Raw genomic sequence first — 21,169 nt, 5'->3', positions numbered from 1 at the left:
GTGGGGCGCAGCAGGTTGAAAGGCCTGTGTTTATGCTGTGGGCCGGGTTAAAAGGTCTTAAAAAGGAACACTGGCAGCGGTTGGCCGGAATGTTGAAGAGATTGGGGAAAGGTGTCGTGCCACCCCGTTATCAGTCGACGGATAACGCGAAGTTTCTGCAGAATTTGTGTCGTTGTCAGGCTTTTAGTTCCGTTTTTAGAGCTTGTTCAATATCTTTGATAATTTGCTCAGTGAGCGGTTTCGTGCCGGGACGATATCGGGCGATAACCTGACCGTGCCTATCGATCAAAAATTTCTGAAAATTCCAGGAAATTTCACCCTTAAATGATGTTTTCTCAGTCAGGTACTGATAGAGAGGATGTTTATGTTCTCCCAGGACGGTGATCTTGCTGAAGAGTGGAAATTCTAACGCATATTTTGTGTAACAGAATTCAGCGATTTCATCGTTTGATCCGGGTTCCTGCTTACCGAAGTCATTGGCAGGAAATGCAAGAATGGTAAAGCCTTGATCGCGATATCGTTCATATAACGTTTGCAGCCCCCCGTATTGTGGTGTGTTCCCGCAAAAGCTGGCCGTGTTGACGACCATGATTACCTGTCCCTTGAATTGATCCAAGGGGGTTGGCTTCCCATCGATATCATTCATCGTGAAGGCGAAGATTCCATCAGACTCCGGGGTATTTGCATGGTCAGGATTAATGGTCGCTGCGAGAGACGTTGGTTGAGCGATCGCATGTCCAAGAGATAATGTAGCGGTATGTTGGTGACTGCCTATGGTCACGAGTGTGGCAACCAGGAAGAAGAACGCAAGAGAAGTTAGGAGCTTTGTTGGGATGGACATGGTCAAGCCTCCAGAGTAAATCTACGTATTCAATACTTGTTCCTCAGTATACCATAATCGTCTCTTGCGAAGAGAGGCCAATGGAGCGTTTCCGGTTTTTTTACGTAGATTAATTTAGCTTTGAATGTGGGCAAGCAGTAGGCTTACGCCGTGTTGGTCGATCAGGCCGGATGGAGGCTTAATATGTACCATCGGGTCAATCACCAACCCCTTTTAACTGATTCACGTGTCTTAATCTGCATCTGGCTCGGCTTCCTCCTTAAGAATCTCCAGGGGATTTCCTGCTATGTCCTTCATATAAATAGACTTGAGTCCGTCGCGATGAGTCGTCAACGTTCCAAATTTTTCCGCATCTTCACGTACGATAGCGAAGTGAGCGGGGTGCTGATGGGGGAGCACTAAAGCGAGCTTGGTATTCGCGAATTGTAGAAGGGCCCATGTTTCATCAATATATTCAATGATGCAGTGAAAGTGTTTCGTATACCACGAAACTCCTTCCTCGATGTCTGATACGACGACGGCGATATGGTGTATCGTATCTAATGGAACGGATGACGAACGTGGCGGGCCCTGGCTTCTTGGTGCCTTTTCATCTGTAGCCATATTGAATTTTAGCGAAAATGGACTGCGAGTTGCTACGAGAATGTCCTGATATGGTCGGTCAACATCTGAGCTACCTGAGAGAGGTTAAACGGCCAGGCATAATTCAGTGTTGCTTCTGGATGTTTGGCTCTCAATTCCTGCAGTTCTTCAGGAATTTCGAATTCGGAATGTGACCCGCCGGGTGTAAACATCGTCGAGACAATCGTTATCTGTTTCGCGCCTTCCCCAATGAGTTGTTCGACTGCTTCCGATAGCGTCGGTCCGCAAAATTCATTGTAGGCCAAAGAGAAGTGAGCGCCGTTCAGCATCGGTTTCATCTGTGAGGCCAAGGCTTCGAGGCCGGCTTGATAGGGGTCGGTTTCAGGTGTGCGAGGCCAGGTCCGTATCTGGTTGTCGAGTTCCAGTTCTTCTTGAGACATGGGTTGGCCCGCTGCCCGCCGTTGGGCTTCTAATCGTTTCAACGTCGAGACACGATCTGATGGATAATCCTTGGGAATGCCTCCATGTCCAACCAGGATGACTCCGCGTTCTGTGTCGCTCATGTGACTAACTCCTTCATGCGGTAGGTAGAGAATGTGAGAATAATGACAAAATATGTCTTACCATAGAGTATTGCCCCTTTTCGAATGATATAAATGCTTAGATCTGTCAGATCAGCGACCAACTCTACTCAATTGTAGGTAAGATTTTGAATCGTGTTGGACATGGTTTCTCAATATCAGTTCTTTCGGATGGGGATGAAGATACACTTGGTCCGCGAGGTACGAAATTTTAAAGATGCGAACATAATGACTGATCAACGTGAGAGGGATCGTTAACGGTACGGCTCCACGGTGATAATCGGAAATCACTTCGACGAATTCTTCTTTTTCGACGGGCTGTAAGAATTTTTTCAAATGGCCCATGAGGTGTTGGAGGACATTGACGTGCTTTCGAACGGTGGTTTTGACTGTCAGGGCCTCCATAAACGTAGAGCTGTAGAGCATGGCTAACCTTCTCGGAGTGAAGTCTTTAGCTGAGGCCACCAATCGGCCAAGGTCTTCATAATGAGTCCGTGAATGAGCGAGCAGAAGATATTTATGTTGTGCATGGAAAGTCATGATGGCTTTGTGGGTGAAGGCTTGCTTGAAAAGTTGATTCCAGCGATAGGAACAGAAGACCTGTGCAATAAAGTTTTCGCGATTCGATACATCCTGTAACCGTCCTTCATCTTCGATGGGAATTGACGGAAATGATTGTTGAAAGGCTTGAGCAAACAAACCAACACCTTTTGGTCTTGGCCTATCCTCTGAGTCATAGAGTTGGACATGTCGAATGCCACAACTCGGTGAATCTTTCTTGAAGACGTAGCCATCGAGCCGTAGATCTTTCAGCTCCCGAATTCTTTTGTTTGAAAATCGATTTATGAGACCTGTGAGATCTTTTTTTGTGTTGATCGTCAGGAGTCTCGGAGATTCAGCGGGCTCGACCAACTGCATGGCTTCCCGGGGAACTCCGAGTCCTGCTTCGACCTCAGGGCACACTGGCACCCATTGAACGTAGTGGCCGAGAACAGAGGTCAGAAAATGATCGCGTTTGTGCCTCCCATCATAACGGACCTCATCGCCCAATAGACATCGACTGATTCCTAGTCGAGGCATGTTGTAATCTTGTTCCATGCGTTTTCGTCTGCTTATGCCATGGTATGGCGTTCGACAGGCACTCGTCCGCATGTCCCCGCCCCTTAGCGCCACACATTGTCATACTTCATGAAATGTTACGTCTTCTTTTTTCCCGTCAACATATCTTCGGAAACTCTTAGAATGGAGACCTCACGCACCCCTCGTTCTCCTTTGATCTTGAGCTGGACGGATTGCCCTATGTCGCCGCGGATCATCGCAACAATTTCTTGATAAGTCTTCCCTGTTAGTGGCTCATCATCGACCAGCAGAATCTCATCTCCGTGAGCAATGCCAGCCTTCGCTGCGGGGCCTTCGGGGTGTACGGCTCTGACGTAGAGTGTGGCGGAGTCGCCGACCTTGTGGGCCGAGATATGCAGGGCCACTCCGATAATGCCCTGTGGCAGGTCCGCTTGTCCGTACCCTTCGTGTGGATCTGCAGAGGGATGAGGAGACGGCCCCATATCCGCGAAGGCTTGCGGTAATCCTAAAAGACAGAGAGTGATGCTGATGAGAAGAATTTTGATAGGCATGTCTTGGGCTCCTTGGAAAGGTGTGATTCTCGGGATGAGCATTTGAAGTATTCTTCCAGTGCAGTCTTGAGATTTTATCCAAAGGAATTCTGGTCCTAATACCGTCATTATACACATTAGGGGCTCGTGGGCGTTGAACTTTATGCTCGTTTTCCATAATTACCGTACGCTGGAGATATGAGATTGAGCAGAGTGAACTGATTCCCGTGTACTGGGGCGTATTGGGATTCGCTGTCGTCTGTATCTTATGAATCATCCATAGGCTCATCAGACCGTATCGCATTGTTTAAATTCTATTGAAGTGAGAAATGAAGAACTGGTTTTGTTGAAGTTTATTGCAGGTGCTTGGTTAAGAGGGTAGACGGTCGAGGCTCAAAAACTCTATCTTGGAACTGTCCAATTGATGGGGAAGCTTACAGTTCTTGTTTCTTATGAGGAGATGCAGTCCGTAAGAATGAAGCAAAATGGTGAAGCAGATATTGTCTTTCAAAAGAGTAGATACCCACCGGCGTGAGCCAGTGGGTATCTACGGTGCTTTCTACCATGAAGCATTTGCCTGTAAATAACCTCGCAGAACATCGCGGCGTGCTAAAATTCCCACGAGTTTTCCTGAAGAATTGACGACTGGCACCCGGATAAGATGATTGTTCTGCAGGACTTCAATCACCGTGAAGACGTCGGTATCGGTGGTAACCGAGATGGGATTGCTGGTCATGATTTCTCCGGCTTTGACCTGAGCAAGGGTTTTTCCACTGGCAATGGTGTTCAGCAGATCAAACTCGGAGACGATCCCCAGTAGACGATCATCATGATCGATGATCGGAACTGAGCCAAAGCCTTCCATTAACATCGAGGCGATCAACTCCGCGGTGGCTTCACTCGTCTCTGATCGAACCGCGGTTTCCATTAATTTATCAGCGGTGATTTGTCCGAACCGGCTCTCCCTTAACGTTTTTTGTGTTGTGCTGTCGATAGTCATATGTCCTCCAGGTAATTAGATATGTCGTCCAACATGAAGTCCCGAAAAATCCACTGCCTAGGCTGTCCTTGGCCGCAAATCGCGCCATTCTTTTGGTATCTTCATTCCTGTAACTTATTATACGCATCGAGTGCCGCGACTTTATAGCATTCGGCCAGGGTCGGATAATTAAAGACCGTTTTCATAAAATAGTCCAATCCTCCCCCCATACCCAGGACAGCCTGCCCTACGTGGATCAATTCAGTGGCTCCCGTGCCAATCGCATGTACGCCCAGCAACCGATGATCATCGCGATGAAATAACATTTTGAACAAGCCAGTCTGATCACCCATGATCGCACCGCGGGCGATTTCTCGGTATCGAGCAATCCCGGACTCGTAGGGTATTTTGGCTTCTGTCAGGGCCTTCTCTGTTTTGCCGACCATGGAGATTTCCGGGATAGAGTAAATACCAATCGGAAAATGGTCGACCATAGGATGAGTCGGAACCTTAAATGCGTAACAGGCTGCAAGCCGGCCCTGCTCGGATGAGGTCGCGGCCAGACTGGGGTACCCAATGACATCGCCTGCGGCGAAGATATGCGGAACGGCGGTTTGGAATTGCTCATTGACGTTCAATCGTCCCCGATTGTCGGTCTCCAGGCCTGCGGCTTTCAAATTGAGGGAATCCGTCGCGCCTCTGCGCCCGATCGCATACAAGACGGTATCTGAAACCAAGCGTTTGCCTGACTCTAGCTGTAAGATAGCCCGTCTATGGGGATGAGAAGATATCTCGAGGTGACTCACGGTTTCATTCAATCGAAACAGGACATTTTTGTTCCGCATCTGATGGATCAGTTCGTCAACAATCTCTTCATCGAGGAATTCGAGCGGGCGATCCCGGCCATCCACGACGATTACTTCAAGGCCCAATTCCGCGAACATCGAGGCATATTCAATTCCGATCACTCCGGCCCCGACCACAGCTAGTGTTTTCGGCAGTTGCTCGAGGTTTAGCACTCCGTCGCTATTGACTACCGTTGTCCCGTCCACGGGGACATTGGGTGTCGGAGCGGGTATGGTGCCTACGGCAATGAGGATATTCTCTGCGGTAACAGACTCAGAGTCTCCTTCTGCGGTGATCCGGAGTGTGTGTGGATCGCTAAAGAAGGCATCGCCTTTCAGCATCTTCACATTATTTCGGAATAATTGGTTTTCGACCACTTCACCTTCAAATTGGATGATATCATTCACACGTGATAGTAAATTACTCGCAGTCGGTCGAATGGTGGCGGATGTTGTGTGTGGGTGGTGGGAATCTTCCCGGTGAGAGAGCGTCAAGACTGCTTCACGGAACGTTTTACTCGGAATCGTTCCTTTATCCAGGCAAGTTCCTCCAACAAGCGGCCGTTTTTCGACGATCGCGACCTTTTTGCCGAGTTTGGCTGCCTGGACCGCTGCCCGTTGTCCTGCCGGCCCGCTACCAATACAAACGAGGTCATAGTCAAAGCTGTTTTTTGAAGATAGACTCATCGTGTGACGCTCCGGGCTTGATGTTTGAGATCAATGCGAATGAATCTTCATAGCGTATGAATACGGGGTGATTGTAGCTATTACGACCATACTATTCCACAGGCAATCGCTATTTCACGTTGATCAGGTACAAGAGGGAGAGGAGGCTTGAAAGGTTTTACTGTGCGATTTGATGGGATATCGTGGAGCAATGTTTTTGCCAGTCAGCTGGCGTCGAGATTTCTGGGTCTGTGCAAAAACCGTGTTTGGCTAACGTCATGAATGAGAAAACTGAGCCGAGAATGATGAATGAGCGGAAGCTTGTGAGCTTGTCCAAGAGGCAGCCATGAGCGGCTGCCTCTTGAGGTGAGCAGAGGTAATTATCCTTCCGTAATTTTTACCTTGTGAGGTTTGGCCGGTCCGACTTTTGGCAGAGTTACACGTAATACGCCATTGTTCAGCTTTGCCTGAATGTTGGTCTGGTCAATGACTTCGGATAGCGTAAATTGGCGAAAGTACTTGCCTGTCTCGAACTCTTGAATGAGGTACCGTTCTTGTTCAGAAACCGACACTGAAGGTATGCCCGTCAAGGTCAAGACATCGTCTCTGAGATCAATATTGACATCATCTGTTTGGACGCCTGGCATGTCGGCGACGATGATGAGTGCTTGGTCGTCTTCAAAAATATCCACGCTGGGTGTATAAACCTTTCCCGTGGACGTCTGTTCGGTCGTCGATTTGACTTCTTGTTTCTCACGGGCCTGAATGTCCTGAGTTTCTGTATCCATGATGTGTTCCTCCCTGCAATGATGACAATGAATCCTCTGCATTATTCTGTTCATGGGTCAGCCACTGATGGAAATTTTCCTAGGCTTGGCGCTTTCAGCTTTTGGCAGGACGACCATGAGGATGCCATGACGGTATTTCGCCTGGACCCGTTCTCCTTCAACATCAGTGGGAAGATTCAATTGCCTACGAAACTTTCCCGCTTCGCGCTCTCGTCGATGGTAACGCACGGTGTTTTCTTCGGAAGGGATTTTCCGCTCCCCTCCAACGGTCAGGCTTCGGCCAGTCACGGACACGTCCAGTTTATCCAGCGTCATTCCCGGAATCTCCGACCGAACGTAGTAGTTTTCATGGTCCTCCGATACGTTCATGAGAGGGAAAACTCCAGCTGACGAGTGCATGCCATTATCGGTTTCCCGGCTTTGAAGCAGACTATCTAAATCACGTCGAATACGATTGAGCGCAAAAACCCCGTCCCAGAAATCTTCAAACGGCCACCGTTCAAATTTACGAATAAGCATGATCAGCCCTCCTTTTTGGTTGATCGGTTCTCACGATGTCCTCACTCGATTGTGTCGATGGTGATGGTCGTGCCGGCGTCTTCGTCTTTCTCACAGAAATAATTTCTCATTCAAGATTGTCAAGAGGGGATATTGAAAAAAAACGCAATATAATGTCTTGATCTTGAGTTCATTGTTATTAAGGAAAATTAATGTTCCCGATCTCTTGACGCATTGAGCTGTTAAACTTATATGATGAACGGGCTTTCATGAATGTACCTCAACAGGGAAAAAATCCCCGTATGGAAAACGATTCATCTGTCAACCAAACGGAACACGTGGATGGGGCACTCCGCTCCTGGTTCGATCGCAACATTTTCCAGTTGGGGCGAGAACTCCGTCTTTCCTATCTGCCACCTCTCATGGTGTATCTAGCCGCTGGGATTTCCGGGCTCACGGGTATTGTCAGTACGTTTTTCGTGAAAGAGTACCTGGGGCTATCAGCGGAATTTTTGGCCATGTTGGGGTTTTGGGCGGGGTTGGTCTGGGCGATCAAAATGCCACTTGGCCATCTGGTCGATCTTCTGTGGCGGTGGAAGGGCGGATTCGTCGTATTAGGAGCGACTTTGATTGGGTGTAGTCTGACGATCATGTTAGGACTTCTTACAGACCCGGATATGATGCGGGACGTGATGCCGCTTGAACATTGGTATATCGTCAGTGTGTTGTTGGCTCCGATCGGGTATGTGCTCCAGGATGTGGTGGCTGATGCCATGACGGTCGAAGCGATACCTCTCCTGGATGATTCTGGTCAGCCGTTTGCTGATCAACGGCTTCGCATGATGCACACGACAATGCAGACACTCGGCCGAGTGGCGATCATTGGCGGAGGGATTTTGGTCTCCGTGGTGAATTTGATTCGCTTCGCCAACGTCAATGACATGAATGAGGCCGATAAGATTCAGGCTTATCAGGATATCTATCAGATCGCGTTACTCATTCCGGTTGTTTCAGTCGTGGGCGTTGGGTTTGCCTGGGTGCTCAAACGACGTCAGCGTCAGCAATGGCTCGCTCAGGGAGTCGATCCGCAAGAGATCGCGAAAATGCTTTTTGCGAATCAGCCATCTCCAAAACCCAATTGGTGGATCCTCGGAGGTAGTGGCGTGTTTGTCGTGTTCACCATGCTGATGGGGTTAGGTGGAATGCCCTATGGGCAGGAAGTGGTGTTTGGAGGCTCCCTAGCGATTATCCTGTTCCTGATGTCTCGGCTCGTGAAAGTCTTGAGCCCCGATGCGCGCCGAATGTTGGTAGGCACCGCCCTGATTGTCTTCGTGTTCAGGGCCGTGCCTCTTCCAGGCGAGGGAGCGACCTGGTTTCAGATCGATGTATTGGGATTTGATCAACACTTTCTCTCGGTGCTGGCATTGATCGCCAATTGTTTGACCCTGTTCGGGATGTTCATCTTTCGCCGGTTTATGGCTGAGAAGTCTATTGCCTATGTCATCGTGTTTCTCACTATTGTCGGAACCATCCTGAGTCTTCCATTTCTTGGCCTGTACTATGGTATTCAGCACTGGACTGCCTCTCTGACCGGAGGGGTGGTGGATGCCCGTTTTATCGCGATTATCAATACCGCATTGGAATCTCCGCTAGGGCAGATTGCCATGATTCCGATGCTTGCGTGGATCGCGCAGTCTGCCCCACCGCAGTTAAAAGCGACCTTTTTCGCCGTCATGGCATCTTTTACCAATCTGGCTCTGTCTGCGAGTCAGTTAGGAACTCAGTACCTCAATCAAATTTTTACCATCACTCGTGAGGTGAAAAATTCTGTCACAGGTGCAGTGACGATTCCGGCAGATTATAGCGAGCTTGGCAGCCTCCTCATAACCGTGTTTATCATCGGATTTGTTTTTCCTCTCCTTACGGTCGGTATCGTCCGTTGGACGCATCTTTCGAGTCGGTAGCACTCGCATAAGTTCACAGTACAGAAAAACCTCGGTTCAAGCGAGAAGGCTCATTTCCAATATGAGCGGGAATGCTCATGCTTTCCGGTGCATATTCGCACGAAAATCGTTAGGAGACCCTTTAAGGAAAAATGTGCCGTGTCCTGTCCAATTCGGAAGTATTCGCATAAAAAAGGATCGAGTTCGTTTTTTCTCTTCTATTCTTTATGCATACAGAAAGGGGCATGATCTGACTCTGCCCACACGTTCCAGGCAAAAGATGGTCTGCGAGGCCGTTCAGTTTTTTCACCTTTTATAAACTTATTGGAGTTTTTAGGCCAATTTTCTCAAAGTACAAAGAGCCTCGGACGACTTAAATCCTACGCTCTGTGAGTATTTATGAGTGTGGACCAGTGAAGATTTTTTCTTCGATTTTTGACTATTCCGATATTCTCGACAGGGCAGATTCTTCCTCTGTTTACAGGACTATCAGGAGATTCTGATTGGTCTGGTTTTTGCTAGCTTGCATGATACCGATAAAGAGATTGCGTCAACGAGATTGTTTTTTTCGTACACTTCGTACGCAAGGACAAAGCTATGCTTCAAACTCCCAACCTGGAAAAACCCCTAGACGAAGAGATGCCGGATGTCGAAACATCCACTGATGCCTATGCTCAGCGTTTTTCTGGCGAGGTGGGAAAATGGTTATTGAGTGTGCAGGAAGAGACCACTCTCGATTTGCTCAAAAGTCGGGGTTTTCTGAGGATTTTGGATGTTGGTGGCGGCCACGGGCAATTGATTCGCGGGTTTTTGGATCAAGGACATCATGTGACGATTCTGGGAAGCGCTGCGTGTTGTTGTGCCAGAGTTCAGGCGTTCGTCGATGATCAACGATGTCATTTTCTTCATGGCAATCTGCTGGAATTACCGTTTTCTGATCGAGAGTTTGATGTGGTGACGAGCTACCGGTTGCTGTCACATATGCAAAATTGGACGAAGTTTGTCGAAGAAATTTGTCGAGTGGCAAAACATGCTGTTTTGGTCGACTATGCAGACACGCACAGTTTTAACTGTCTTACTCCCTGGTTATTTAGCATAAAAAAGAAAATAGAAGGCAATACGCGCCATTACCACTGTTTCAAAAAAGAAGAATTGATGCAGGCGTTTGAATCACACGGTTTTACCCTGCAGAATCGTTGCCCAGAGTTTTTTCTTCCCATGGCCATCCATCGAGTTCTTAAGTTCCCGACATTATCTCGTGTTCTCGAGAAAGGATTTCGAACGTTGGGGTTAACGGATTCCTGGGGGTCCCCCGTGATTATGAAACTAATTCGAGATGAGGTGTGACGAATTAAGAGATTAATGACCTTGTCAGGAAGAATACCGCCTGCCTGAAGACAAGTTGTCTTTCGTGGGACAACTTGTCCTTCCCATGCAATCTCTGCTTTTCTGTTTGGCCAGTCATAATTTCTTTGCCTACTTGAAGCGAATGTTGTTACGCCATTATGGACTATAGTAGTTATAGTTATCTTTCGCTCTCTGGTAATGGTTGTGTAACCATAGGCGTTGAGTGTCTCCCGATCCAGGTTTTTCATTCCAATAAATTCGTATTTCCTTGGTTTTGTTGTTAAAGACGATGATTTCTTCACGGGCATCGCCAGCCACGTCCGCCACCAAGAGATGAGCAGCTGTCTCATCCCATACTTTGAGGAATTCTCCAGTCATTGGATTCAAGATCGCCACCTTGCCTTCAGTATGCCTCTCTTTCGCTGCGATATGCTGTAAGCCGTTTCCGTCCCAGTGGATGGCATTAATAAACTCTATTCCACTATCTGACCAATCTTCTGGTTTCATATCGTTTAGTGCGTACTGTGCGATAACCTCTCCTTGAGCGTTATAGATCCAGGGCAATTGTGCCTTGTCAAAACGGCTTCGCGACCAGATTTCCAGGCCAGGAGCAGAAAGATCGAATTCACCAATCGCAGAGTTTTGAGGCTCTATGTATTCCCGGTTTGCTCGCCAGATGACCTTGTCCGCATTGACGAGCGTCGTATGATTGGCCGGCTTGCTCTTTCCCCAATGTTCTTCGAGCAGAAGGACTTCAAGTCCGGGAATGCTAGGGTCTATATCGTAGGCATGTACCGCATCAATGTGAGGGGCATCTATCGTATCGATCGTGACCGGGTATTCCCAGGTATTTAACTTTTTCCCGTCATCATCCAGAATGGTAACGCCTATGACTTCATCACGTCCGTCAAGGTCGATGTCGGCCGTTCGAAATCCTCCATGCTTTTGACCGACGTAGCCCTCGTACGTCCAGAGGAGGGCACCAGTATCCAAGCGAATGGCGGCGAGTTGGTTGAAGGGGAGGTGGTCGGACTGAAGGATCGCGTCCTGTAATCCTTGCCCCCGAAGATTGACAACCTGCACCATGCCCCAGTGACGTTCTTTCGTTAATCCGTAAGACGACAAGAATTGCTTCATGCGTTCCAAAGGATTTGACCCTGCCGGATAGCCGATAGAAAAGGTCTTTTTCACGGCTCCCGTTTGACCGTCGCGGATGACGACGTGATTGTCAGTATCTAAATGCACGAGTTCTATCTTGCCATCGCCATCCACATCGCCGGACGAGAGGCCGGGACCGCTCCAACCTGGCAGGCCATGATGTTCAGCATTGCCGTTGATTCGTAAGTCAATATTTTCTTCTATCCATACCTCATGACCATCATGGTCGTACACCGCGATACGGCCAACGCCCGATCCATATTTGCCATCCTTTTGAGAGATCGCATAATCGAGCAGACAATCGTCCGTAAAGAAGTTGACGATGATGCCTCCTCGCCCTGACAGGGGAGGTAAACTCGTAGGTATAGAAAACGGATTGCTCGAATAGGCAGGCCAGGGACTCGTCCAATCACATTTAGTGGAGTTACCGGGGGAGTGCCGTTCCCTGTCTGTTGAGCCGTGTTGTTGGTCAGAGCCAACATTACTCGATTCACTAGCCAGGAGGGTAGCCGTGGTGTGGGGGGCATGTGTGACCATTACGGAACTCATCACAAGGTACAGGCTAATGGTGGTCATTCGTAACATGGTCAATTATTCGGGTTTATAATTCTGCTGACAAGAATCGTTCGTGTTCTTTTAATATGGCAGCAAGTAGCATGCCATCACTTAGAGTATTCAAGCAAATAATTGTTTGAAAATCAAAGGTGTGCTGTTTAGGTGAGTTAACATATCTCCTAAATATTTCAATGTGTATTTTCACTCAGCCTGGTAGGTGATCTGTGTGATCCTTCATCGCTTCGCGATGGAGTTAAGGATATTGACGTGGTTTTTGATGAGCTGGGAACGAACAGGGATTGACAAGCTCATTGTTGTCTGATACCTAATGAATAGCGAGGGAACAAGGCTGTTGCTTCGTGAGACATAAGGGGCGAAAGGACAATGAACGTCCATCTCCTAAGCACAGGAGTGGGCGTTTTTTTTTGCACGTGATCACTTGTGATTGACATGGTAAAAGGTTTGAGTTGTCAATAGCAGAAGTCTTGGACGGAGGTTTCCGTCATCGGGGCTATCGTGAACAAGAGTCCCACCGTAAAGGCAATGGTTTATGAGCATTAAGCCGATTGTTCAGCCAAATCTTGACGACTTGGTGAAAAAACTGGTGTCTGTCTTAACAAAGGAGGCCAGTCCTGAGCGCCGCATACATGATGCGTTACGATTGCTGAACGACGTGCAGAAAGGTGGTGTCCAAAATACTCAAAATGATGATGAGCAAAAGCCGCATCATCGGCTCAGTTCTTTCTCGAACACACTTATTGGAAACAGTTCGGCCATGCGGGCTGTGTATGATGCGATTGAGCGGGTGGCCAATAGCGAGGCCACGGTTCTGATTCGCGGGGAAAGCGGGACTGGAAAAGAATTAGTGGCGAAAGGGATTCATCTGTCGAGCACGAGAAATGAGGGTCCTTTTATTCCTGTTCATTGTGCAGCCGTACCGGAGTCGCTCATTGAATCAACCTTGTTTGGGTATGAACGCGGGGCCTTTACCGGGGCAATCCAGACGAGAAAGGGAAAGCTTGAGCAGGCTTCAGGAGGCACACTCTTTCTTGATGAAGTCGGAGATATCCCGCTTGAGACACAGGTGAAACTGCTTCGGGTCATACAAGAACGGGAATACGAACGAGTCGGCGGGACGACCAATTTGCGTACTGATGTCCGAATCGTGGCTGCCACCCACCGAGATTTAGAGGCAATGGTCACAACAGGAGACTTTCGAGAAGATCTCTATTATCGTCTGAACGTCGTTCCGTTAGTCTTGCCACCACTACGTGAACGCAAAGAGGATATTTCATCGTTGGTGGAGTGTTTTCTCGCCCGTTTCAGTCGAGAGAATCGTCGACGTATTCAGATTGATCCTGAGATTATGTCGGTGCTTGCGCGATATCATTGGCCGGGGAACATACGAGAATTGCAAAACTGTATCGAGCGATTGGTCGTCTTAGCCAGTTCGGCAACGGTGACGCTTTCGACTGTCCCTGATGCTTTGAAGGATTATATTGACCATATTCGAGAAGTGACCACGGTTCATAGCAAGAGACCAGGTCTGCAATCGGAGAAATCATTGCCCCATGATGTCCAAAATCTCGAGCGTGACCGGTTAGTTCAAGTCTTAACCGACGTTGGTTGGGTGAAGACCAAAGCTGCAAGAGTCTTAGGGTTGACGCCTAGGCAAGTGGGCTACAAGATGAAGAAGTATGGAATACGAGCTTCTCGAATTACCTCCTAGGCACCACATCGGTATTTCCACATTCACGTCTTTTTTCCTCACACTCTCCCGAGATCGCTATGACAATATTGTCGGAATGCACGAACAAAATTGTCTGCTTGTTTGTCGGAAGCCTAGATGAACGAGATAAAATTAATGAATTTGCCCTTATTTCAGCTCTGTTCTTGGTGGCAAGAAAATTGCTCTATACTTTTCCTTGAAAATTAAATACGGATACATTCCACGTTGAAAGTGGATGGAGGGATGGCAAAGGCGCCATCTACTGAAGGGAAACCGGTTTGGTTCTCCTCTTCTGGTAGATGGCGTTTTTTTTTAACTTTTCTAGAGCGTCCAAAAGGAGAGCGCCATGTTCAAGTCTGATATCGAAAGAATCATGCAACTCGCCAGACAGAAGGTTGAATATCTAGATCGTTCCCCTCTTGGATATGTTGTGCTTTCGATCCTGGCAGGAGTCTACCTGGGGTTTGGGATTACATTGATCTTCAGCGTCGGGTCGCCTTTTGCCGCAGAAGGAGCTGCGGGCGTGAAGCTCATCATGGGCGCGTCTTTTGGTGTGGCGTTGACGCTCGTCCTGTTTGCAGGCTCCGAATTGTTCACGGGCAATAATATGATCTGTGCAGTCGGTGGACTATCGAAAGCTATTTCCTGGACGAATGTCGGATGGATATTTTTCTGGTCATATATCGGTAATGCGATCGGTTCGTTAGGCATTGCCTGGCTAGTCGTTCAATCCGGCGTCTTGGGCAATGGCGCGAAAATTGATCTCCTGATGACTGTCGCGTCTATGAAAATGTCGCTATCGGGATGGGATTTGTTCGTTCGAGGAGTTTTGTGCAATTGGCTTGTCTGTTTAGCGGTATGGATGGCTCTACGTACCAAGAGCGAAGCAGCCAGAATTATGCTGATTTTCTGGTGCTTGTTTGCTTTCGTTGGCAGCGGCTTTGAACACAGCATCGCCAATCAATCGCTGCTGGGGATGGCCTTGTTGCTCCCTCATGGTCAGGATATCTCGATGTTCGGATTTCTTTGGAATCAGGTGTTTGTCGGGGCTGGAAATCTTGTGGGTGGAGCGGTATTCGTTGGGGCCTCGTATTGGCTCACAAGTCCAGTTCGAGTTGAGGCGTCTTCTCGTGAGAGGTCGTTAGCTCCCCCAATCATGCAGGGAGTAGAGTCTGACGGTATTCGAGGGTAAGGAAATCATCCAACGTGACGAATGAGGAATGATCGACATGAATAAAATTGAAGTACTCAAGACAGAAAAAGATGGTTTGGATATTTTGGATGATATTGAGCGATTCGCAAGAGAAGGGTGGGAGGCGATCGCCGAAGAGAATATTCAACGGCTGAAGTGGTATGGCCTATTCCTCAGGAATCCCACTCCCGGATTTTTTATGATGAGAGTCCGAATCCCTGGTGGGAGGGCCACTTCGGCACAGGTGAGAACATTGGCCGAAATTGCACGGACGTTCGGAAACGGTGTGATCGATCTCACGACGCGTCAGCAGATTCAATTGCGACATTTGACGATTGAGCATGTTCCAGAGGTGTTTAAGCGAATGCATGAGGTTGGCCTGTGTAGCGTGCAGACCGGTATGGACAACGTGAGGAATATCATGGCATGCCCGGTGGCGGGTCTGGCACCGTCAGAACTCATCGATACCATTCCACTTGTTCATGCTTTGAACGAAGAAATCGTGGGCAATCGAGCCTATTCCAATCTTCCCAGAAAATTTAATATGGCGATGACAGGGTGTCTCGAGAATTGTCTTCATCTGGAATCCCAGGACCTGGCCTTGGTGCCGGCAACGCGGAATCCAAATGGTGAAGAGCCTGGATTTAATGTGTGGGTTGGTGGAAAGCTAGGGTCTGGAGGATATCGTATTGCGTCACCATTGGACATGTTTGTGACTTCATCAGAGGTCGTCAAGGTGACCTGCGCTATCCTGAGTGTCTATCGGGATTATGGGTTTCGAGATTCACGCAATACGGCGCGATTGGCGTTTCTTATCGATGAATGGGGAGAAGAACGATTTCGAACGGAAGTAGAATATCGTTTGGGGCGACCATATGCGCGGGCCGGGTTCGATGCGCGAAAGAAACATGTGAATGATCATATGGGGATCTATCGACAGAAATCTTCCGGGCTGAATTATGTCGGCTTAAAAATCCCTGTGGGCCGTATGATGGCCGATGATATGAACAAGATGGGCGAACTCGCGGAAACGTACGGCACAGGAGAGTTGCGGGTTGCGCATAGTCAGGCGATCCTGATTCCTAACGTGAAGGATGCACGCATCGGGGATTTGACCGAAGAGCCGATTCTACGAAAATTTGTGTATAATCCATCGCCGATTCAAAAAGGACTGGTGAGCTGCGTGGGAAGCGATTACTGCAATCTAGCCGTTATCGAAACGAAAAGCCGAGCTGTTGAAACCGCCAAGATACTCGAAGACAAACTCGGAACCAAATTCGGAACAGACCTCAAGCCGATTACGATGCATTGGTCCGGGTGTCCGGCTAGCTGTGGAAATCATCTGCTGGCGGACGTCGGGCTGATTGGCAAAAAAGTGAAAATAAAGGGGGAGATTATCGAAGCTGTGGACGTGTATGTCGGAGGACGTTCCGGCCCTGATGCCAAACCCTCGACCAAGTTCTTGGAAGATGTTCCCTGCGATATTCTTCCGGATGTCTTGAGCGGTATAGTGCCGTATCACGCCAGACACAAAATGCATCACAGCAAAGCTCGAAATCGAAAAGTGAGTCAAGAGTCCAGTCGGTCGATCACTCGACCCAATACGTTGTCTTCCGAAAAATGCCGATATTCGGGGTTGCCTGTCTAATGGTTTGAATGATTCACGAGGAGTGCAAAACGGTCTTGTGCCACAGATACCCTGCATCCGGTCCGGTCGACATTGGACAGGTGGGCGTTTGGGAGGTATTCTGATGTTAGTCCGCATGGCTAATGGAATGCCATCGTATTTCCAAAGACGGGGCTATCATGAAATTTTTCAAATTCGGGCTCGGAGCGCTCTTGATCATTATCGGTGTTTTCGTGGTGTTCTGGGTCTTCGTCGTTGATCGCCTCATCGAGAACGTGATTGAAGAGAAAGGAACAGAAATGGTCGGGGCGCTGGTTGAAGTCGAACACGCTGACTTGACTCTGTTTCCTTCGGGATTGACTCTGGCGCGTCTGCAGGTCACCAATCCGGAAAACCCCATGTCCAATGCCCTGGACGTCTCCCGCATCGCCATGACGATGGACATTTTGCCTTTATTGTGGCGTCAGGTCATTGTTGAAGAGATGTCAGTTGAAGGGGTTCGATTCGGGACAGAACGACAGCACTCCGGGGCGGTTCCCGGTCTGAAGCCTTCTAAGGATTCAAGCCAACAGTCTTTGATGACGTTGCCAGCTTTTGACGTTCCTGACATTCAGCAAATTTTAGAACATGAAAACTTGGAGACGGTAAAGCTGATTGACGCGCTCAAAGTCGATGTTGCGCGGGAACGCGAACAATGGAACGAACGATTGAAGGAGTTGCCGGGAAAAGCTCAGTTCAAGGAATATAAGCAACGTGTAAAGCAGCTCAAAAAGGAGGCTAAAGGCGGGATCGACGGTCTTCTTGGCGGTGTTGAGGATATCCAAGCCCTGAAAAAAGACATTGAACGCGACATTACAGAAGTGAAGGAAGCGCAAAGAGAATTGAAAGAAACGATTGCTTCATTGAAATCCCGTTTTGAGCAGATCAAGACGGCTCCACAGCGTGATGTGCAACGGCTCAAAGAAAAATATCATCTCTCGCCGCAGGGTTTGTCGAACCTCAGTCAAGCACTCTTTGGCGAGACATTCGGCTCTTGGGTTCGGCAAGGGGCGGCTTGGTACGAGCGATTCATCCCGTATCTCGAACAGGGAGACTCCAAGGCTGTCGAGGAATCATCTTCCGGTGAAGAAGATGTGGATTTCCTGATTCGTGTAGCCAAAGTCTCCGCCATGATCGAGGCTGGAGAATTTTCCGGGAGCGTTCACAATATTACCCCCAATCAGGCCGTGTTTGGACAACCCTTAACCTTTACGTTTCAAGGAGAGGCCCTCAAGGGTATCGAGAGTCTCCGTCTGGATGGTCGTCTTGATCACCGCCAGCCGAATCAATCGTCTGATCAATTTGAATTTCAGACGAAAGGGTTCAAGTTGCACAATATGGCCTTGTCGGAACATGACTCATGGCCAGTCTCACTGGTCAGTGGCATGGCTGATGTGAATGTGAATGTTCAACTGCAAGGGCACGCGCTTACGGCAAAGGGTTCGGGGAATCTGAGTCAATTGGACTTTTCAGCCGGCTCGCAAGGCGATTCTAATCCATTGACCACATCGATGAGCCAGGCCGTTTCCGCCATCACGCATCTCAAGATGAATGCAGAGGTGACGGGGACCGTTGATGACTACGATATCGAGCTCCATTCAGATGTCGATGGTATTCTCCGGGACGCGGCGGGAAAGATGATCAACAACGTGACAAGAGAATTTAGTCAGAAACTTCAGTCGGCCATCACAGAGCAAACCGCTAAACCCATTGAAAATCTGAAAAAAACACTCGGAGGGTTCGGGGAGATTGGTGGAGAATTAACCGATCGATTGGCGCAGAATGATGCGTTGCTTAAAGACCTGTTGTCACAAGGTGTGGGTAAGAAAATCCTGCCGAAAAAATTACTGCCGGACGGTTTGAACTTACCATTTTGAGGAATTTGTGTGTCTGGAGAATGTTCTGTGGAAATATAGTCGGACAGGATCTTGATGAAGGTCCGGCCGCTTCTACACAAGTGTATGGATGACGATTTCAGGACGACAAGACAACCGAACGGGAAGGAGTGATGTGCCCACTCCGCGCGAGGTATAGCCTTGCATCTGGTGATACTCCCATGACCCCCTGCTGAATGTCCGCTCGCACCGGCTATTGACGATGATGGGATGCCCTCCCGGTAAACAAATTTGCCCCCCATGAGAGTGACCGCACAGGTATAAATCAAGCCCCGCGTTGACGGCTTCAAGAATAAGTTCCGGCGAATGCGCGAGAAGAATTCGAACTACCTGCCCGTTGTGCGGGACGGAATGCAGCGCTTTGGGAAGGTCGGCGACTTCATACCAGTGGGCGTCATCGACTCCCACTATCCAGATACTCTCATTCCGGCGTTGAACAGGCATGGCTTCATTGAGGAGCATGCGAATCCCCAGGTTTTCCAGGCCGGGAACCATTTCGAGAAAGTCGTGATTGCCGAGAATACCGATGATGCCGTGTGGGCATTGAATACTTTTGACGAGTGGAGATAGACAACGAAGCGTCTGTTCATGATCTCCGTAGGTTAAGAGCCGGAAGTCTCCGGTTATCACGCATAGATCATAGTCGAGCTGACGGATCGTTTGCTGAAGGGATTGGCCCTGGTCCATGATTCCTTCAAGATGAAGGTCTGAAAGGTGGAGAATTCGAAAACCTTGAAACGACTCTGGGAGTCGTGCGAGATGGACCGTATTTTCGGCGATTTCGTAGTCCAGTGAGTTACCAACCGCCCGGGACCATAGACCAGATATTTTCAGCAGGACTTTCAGGAGAGGTCCAAGGCGGTCAAAATTTTCAAAACTGACGTGCAGACCGGTGGGGCTTGATCGGATGGCTGAATGAATGGTTTGAAGCTCAAGTCGTCTGCTCGCATGGGTTTTTCCGATACGATCAAAAATGTGAGAGAGTTCTTGGGATTCCATGACGATTCGTCGAGAGAACCTCTTGTCAATGTTCAAGCCCGAACGATAACATAAACAGATGCAAACGTTAGATGTTCAAAATCCCGACCTGCCCGACCTGCAATTCATCCTGATGGTTTTAGCCCTGTCCACCTCAGACCTCGATACACTCAATATTCCCGGTCATGTGCGAGAAACGCTGTTCGATCGCTGTTGGGTTTTGCTGCATGAGACGCCTCCTCCTCTCAAGAAAGAGGAGCGATTGATCGATTTACGTCAAGGCGATGACGTGACGCTTGATGCGATGGTGGCGGTGATTCGCCGAACGTTTGACGAGTACAATATCACGCAGCTTACCTGGGATCATCCTCCAAGTGCCCCCACGCAAACCACGACCCCTGAAGCCCAACCGCTTATTGATCGGTTGCAGAAACTCTATCCAACCGACTCGAATAATCCGTCTACGCCGGAATAACCCTCGTCTGACGGTTATCTTGCGCGGTTATGGGCACAGTGCGCATGCTGATGATTCTCCGAGCAGGATCGGCTCGAACATCTTCTTCACCAAATTTATCACGAGTGGAGGCTTTCGTCGATGGCGACGCCATCTTTCTTGTTGCATGAGTCTTTCTCGTCAGGAGCCTGCGCGAGTAGGAAATCTGTCGTGAAGGATGCCGAAAGAGGGGGCGAATAGTCCGGGCCAGTAGAATGTTGAGATGTGTTAGGTTTTGGGGCTTCTGACGAAATGAAACTGAATGCCGCCTGTGATACCTTGATCGGTGTGTTTCGCGGGTTCATAGGTCACAAGGCTGAAATTTTGTGTGACCAATGCGAGTTTTAACGCCGTCCCAAAATCATGGAGGTTTTTGATTTCTCGAGAGTCAATTTCCTTGATGATTGATTTGGCTTTAATACCTGCCAAGTCGGCAGGTTTTCCGCCGATGACTTCAAAGACGACGACACCCTCGGCTTTCTGAAGGCCAAGATACTCTCGAAGCTCTTCGTCAACTTCTCCGACAATCAGACCAAATTCCTCACCCAGTTGCTGGGCCTCATCTTGACTCATCGTCGTAGAGCTTGGAGAAACTTGTGTGGCTTGGGCTTTTGGCGAGAATAGGAGAAGGATGAGAAACATGGTTGCGATTAGAGAAAACAGAACTCTTGAGTCACTCAATGTCATGGCGCCGACCTTTATGGGTGAGTATCGAAGTTGTTGTGGAATGGTATCGTTTCCTATTGTGTCTTCTCGTTGAAAGTGAAACGAGCGGACGAAATTCGCGTTCGAACAAAGGAGAGGTGGAAAGACTCGTCCGAGG

At 48.7% G+C, this 21,169-nt stretch carries 19 protein-coding genes; 7 read left to right on the top strand and 12 right to left on the bottom strand.

What is annotated here, in order from left to right; all coding sequences use genetic code 11:
* Window positions 1-175: 175 nt before the first annotated feature.
* The 9 genes from MRJ96_01325 to MRJ96_01285 form a co-directional block, all read right to left on the bottom strand.
* Window positions 176-841, bottom strand: coding sequence for a glutathione peroxidase (locus MRJ96_01325; GenBank protein MDR4500084.1), 666 nt, complete (start codon window positions 839-841; stop codon window positions 176-178).
* A gap of 231 nt (window positions 842-1,072) precedes the next feature.
* Entirely contained in the window at window positions 1,073-1,444 is a 372-nt protein-coding gene (locus MRJ96_01320; GenBank protein ID MDR4500083.1) for a VOC family protein, read from the bottom strand.
* A 32-nt stretch (window positions 1,445-1,476) separates the two neighbouring features.
* Complete coding sequence (locus MRJ96_01315; GenBank protein MDR4500082.1) at window positions 1,477-1,986, bottom strand: CbiX/SirB N-terminal domain-containing protein; 510 nt, start codon at window positions 1,984-1,986, stop codon at window positions 1,477-1,479.
* 111 nt (window positions 1,987-2,097) lie between these two features.
* Window positions 2,098-3,156 (bottom strand): DUF523 and DUF1722 domain-containing protein, encoded by a 1,059-nt coding sequence (locus tag MRJ96_01310; protein ID MDR4500081.1) that lies wholly within the window; start codon window positions 3,154-3,156, stop codon window positions 2,098-2,100.
* Window positions 3,157-3,200: 44 nt separating this feature from the next.
* Entirely contained in the window at window positions 3,201-3,635 is a 435-nt protein-coding gene (locus MRJ96_01305) for a PDZ domain-containing protein (protein ID MDR4500080.1), read from the bottom strand.
* Between the two features lie 538 nt (window positions 3,636-4,173).
* Complete coding sequence (locus MRJ96_01300; GenBank protein ID MDR4500079.1) at window positions 4,174-4,614, bottom strand: CBS domain-containing protein; 441 nt, start codon at window positions 4,612-4,614, stop codon at window positions 4,174-4,176.
* 101 nt (window positions 4,615-4,715) lie between these two features.
* Window positions 4,716-6,125, bottom strand: coding sequence for a Si-specific NAD(P)(+) transhydrogenase (gene sthA, locus MRJ96_01295; protein ID MDR4500078.1), 1,410 nt, complete (start codon window positions 6,123-6,125; stop codon window positions 4,716-4,718).
* Between the two features lie 359 nt (window positions 6,126-6,484).
* Window positions 6,485-6,892, bottom strand: a complete 408-nt coding sequence (locus MRJ96_01290) for an Hsp20/alpha crystallin family protein (protein MDR4500077.1) — start codon at window positions 6,890-6,892, stop codon at window positions 6,485-6,487.
* Between the two features lie 57 nt (window positions 6,893-6,949).
* Window positions 6,950-7,411 carry an Hsp20/alpha crystallin family protein gene (locus tag MRJ96_01285; GenBank protein MDR4500076.1) on the bottom strand — a complete coding sequence of 154 codons (462 nt, stop codon included), beginning with the start codon at window positions 7,409-7,411 and terminating at the stop codon, window positions 6,950-6,952.
* 248 nt (window positions 7,412-7,659) lie between these two features.
* On the opposite strand from MRJ96_01285, the gene MRJ96_01280 reads away from it, so the two are divergent.
* Both MRJ96_01280 and MRJ96_01275 read left to right on the top strand, forming a co-directional pair.
* Window positions 7,660-9,354 (top strand): hypothetical protein, encoded by a 1,695-nt coding sequence (locus tag MRJ96_01280; GenBank protein ID MDR4500075.1) that lies wholly within the window; start codon window positions 7,660-7,662, stop codon window positions 9,352-9,354.
* A 576-nt stretch (window positions 9,355-9,930) separates the two neighbouring features.
* Entirely contained in the window at window positions 9,931-10,680 is a 750-nt protein-coding gene (locus tag MRJ96_01275; GenBank protein MDR4500074.1) for a class I SAM-dependent methyltransferase, read from the top strand.
* Between the two features lie 156 nt (window positions 10,681-10,836).
* On the opposite strand, the gene MRJ96_01270 is transcribed toward MRJ96_01275, so the two are convergent.
* Window positions 10,837-12,375 (bottom strand): hypothetical protein, encoded by a 1,539-nt coding sequence (locus MRJ96_01270; GenBank protein MDR4500073.1) that lies wholly within the window; start codon window positions 12,373-12,375, stop codon window positions 10,837-10,839.
* 568 nt (window positions 12,376-12,943) lie between these two features.
* On the opposite strand from MRJ96_01270, the gene MRJ96_01265 reads away from it, so the two are divergent.
* From MRJ96_01265 to MRJ96_01250, 4 genes are all read left to right on the top strand, one after another.
* Entirely contained in the window at window positions 12,944-14,122 is a 1,179-nt protein-coding gene (locus MRJ96_01265; protein MDR4500072.1) for a sigma 54-interacting transcriptional regulator, read from the top strand.
* Window positions 14,123-14,468: 346 nt separating this feature from the next.
* Window positions 14,469-15,314 (top strand): formate/nitrite transporter family protein, encoded by an 846-nt coding sequence (locus MRJ96_01260; GenBank protein MDR4500071.1) that lies wholly within the window; start codon window positions 14,469-14,471, stop codon window positions 15,312-15,314.
* 37 nt (window positions 15,315-15,351) lie between these two features.
* Window positions 15,352-16,962, top strand: a complete 1,611-nt coding sequence (locus MRJ96_01255) for a ferredoxin--nitrite reductase (GenBank protein ID MDR4500070.1) — start codon at window positions 15,352-15,354, stop codon at window positions 16,960-16,962.
* A gap of 158 nt (window positions 16,963-17,120) precedes the next feature.
* On the top strand, window positions 17,121-18,857 hold the full coding sequence (locus tag MRJ96_01250) for a TIGR03545 family protein (GenBank protein MDR4500069.1): 1,737 nt from the start codon (window positions 17,121-17,123) through the stop codon (window positions 18,855-18,857).
* A gap of 72 nt (window positions 18,858-18,929) precedes the next feature.
* Here MRJ96_01250 and MRJ96_01245 read toward each other — a convergent pair whose 3' ends face one another.
* Window positions 18,930-19,874 carry a metallophosphoesterase gene (locus MRJ96_01245; protein MDR4500068.1) on the bottom strand — a complete coding sequence of 315 codons (945 nt, stop codon included), beginning with the start codon at window positions 19,872-19,874 and terminating at the stop codon, window positions 18,930-18,932.
* A gap of 58 nt (window positions 19,875-19,932) precedes the next feature.
* Between MRJ96_01245 and MRJ96_01240 the strand changes: the two genes are divergently transcribed.
* The gene (locus MRJ96_01240; GenBank protein MDR4500067.1) at window positions 19,933-20,328 is read left to right on the top strand and encodes a hypothetical protein; all 396 of its coding nucleotides are present in this window, start codon (window positions 19,933-19,935) and stop codon (window positions 20,326-20,328) included.
* Window positions 20,329-20,574: 246 nt separating this feature from the next.
* Here the strand turns inward: MRJ96_01240 and MRJ96_01235 are convergent, their stop codons facing one another.
* Window positions 20,575-21,033, bottom strand: coding sequence for a PDZ domain-containing protein (locus MRJ96_01235; protein MDR4500066.1), 459 nt, complete (start codon window positions 21,031-21,033; stop codon window positions 20,575-20,577).
* Between the last annotated feature and the right edge of the window lie 136 nt (window positions 21,034-21,169).

The organism is Nitrospirales bacterium (assembly GCA_031315865.1).
In the GTDB taxonomy this organism is placed as follows: Bacteria; Nitrospirota; Nitrospiria; order Nitrospirales; family UBA8639; genus JAGQKC01.
The sequence above is the reverse complement of the archived record's forward strand: the minus strand, read 5'-3'. Positions and strand labels throughout refer to the sequence as shown.

Coding starts and splice junctions, on each gene's coding strand:
- MRJ96_01325 (MDR4500084.1), bottom strand. CDS start 841: ATGTCCATCCCAACAAAGCTCCTAACTTCTCTTGCGTTCTTCTTCCTG.
- MRJ96_01320 (MDR4500083.1), bottom strand. CDS start 1,444: ATGGCTACAGATGAAAAGGCACCAAGAAGCCAGGGCCCGCCACGTTCG.
- MRJ96_01315 (MDR4500082.1), bottom strand. CDS start 1,986: ATGAGCGACACAGAACGCGGAGTCATCCTGGTTGGACATGGAGGCATT.
- MRJ96_01310 (MDR4500081.1), bottom strand. CDS start 3,156: ATGCGGACGAGTGCCTGTCGAACGCCATACCATGGCATAAGCAGACGA.
- MRJ96_01305 (MDR4500080.1), bottom strand. CDS start 3,635: ATGCCTATCAAAATTCTTCTCATCAGCATCACTCTCTGTCTTTTAGGA.
- MRJ96_01300 (MDR4500079.1), bottom strand. CDS start 4,614: ATGACTATCGACAGCACAACACAAAAAACGTTAAGGGAGAGCCGGTTC.
- sthA (MDR4500078.1), bottom strand. CDS start 6,125: ATGAGTCTATCTTCAAAAAACAGCTTTGACTATGACCTCGTTTGTATT.
- MRJ96_01290 (MDR4500077.1), bottom strand. CDS start 6,892: ATGGATACAGAAACTCAGGACATTCAGGCCCGTGAGAAACAAGAAGTC.
- MRJ96_01285 (MDR4500076.1), bottom strand. CDS start 7,411: ATGCTTATTCGTAAATTTGAACGGTGGCCGTTTGAAGATTTCTGGGAC.
- MRJ96_01280 (MDR4500075.1), top strand. CDS start 7,660: ATGAATGTACCTCAACAGGGAAAAAATCCCCGTATGGAAAACGATTCA.
- MRJ96_01275 (MDR4500074.1), top strand. CDS start 9,931: ATGCTTCAAACTCCCAACCTGGAAAAACCCCTAGACGAAGAGATGCCG.
- MRJ96_01270 (MDR4500073.1), bottom strand. CDS start 12,375: ATGGTCACACATGCCCCCCACACCACGGCTACCCTCCTGGCTAGTGAA.
- MRJ96_01265 (MDR4500072.1), top strand. CDS start 12,944: ATGAGCATTAAGCCGATTGTTCAGCCAAATCTTGACGACTTGGTGAAA.
- MRJ96_01260 (MDR4500071.1), top strand. CDS start 14,469: ATGTTCAAGTCTGATATCGAAAGAATCATGCAACTCGCCAGACAGAAG.
- MRJ96_01255 (MDR4500070.1), top strand. CDS start 15,352: ATGAATAAAATTGAAGTACTCAAGACAGAAAAAGATGGTTTGGATATT.
- MRJ96_01250 (MDR4500069.1), top strand. CDS start 17,121: ATGAAATTTTTCAAATTCGGGCTCGGAGCGCTCTTGATCATTATCGGT.
- MRJ96_01245 (MDR4500068.1), bottom strand. CDS start 19,874: ATGGAATCCCAAGAACTCTCTCACATTTTTGATCGTATCGGAAAAACC.
- MRJ96_01240 (MDR4500067.1), top strand. CDS start 19,933: ATGCAAACGTTAGATGTTCAAAATCCCGACCTGCCCGACCTGCAATTC.
- MRJ96_01235 (MDR4500066.1), bottom strand. CDS start 21,033: ATGACATTGAGTGACTCAAGAGTTCTGTTTTCTCTAATCGCAACCATG.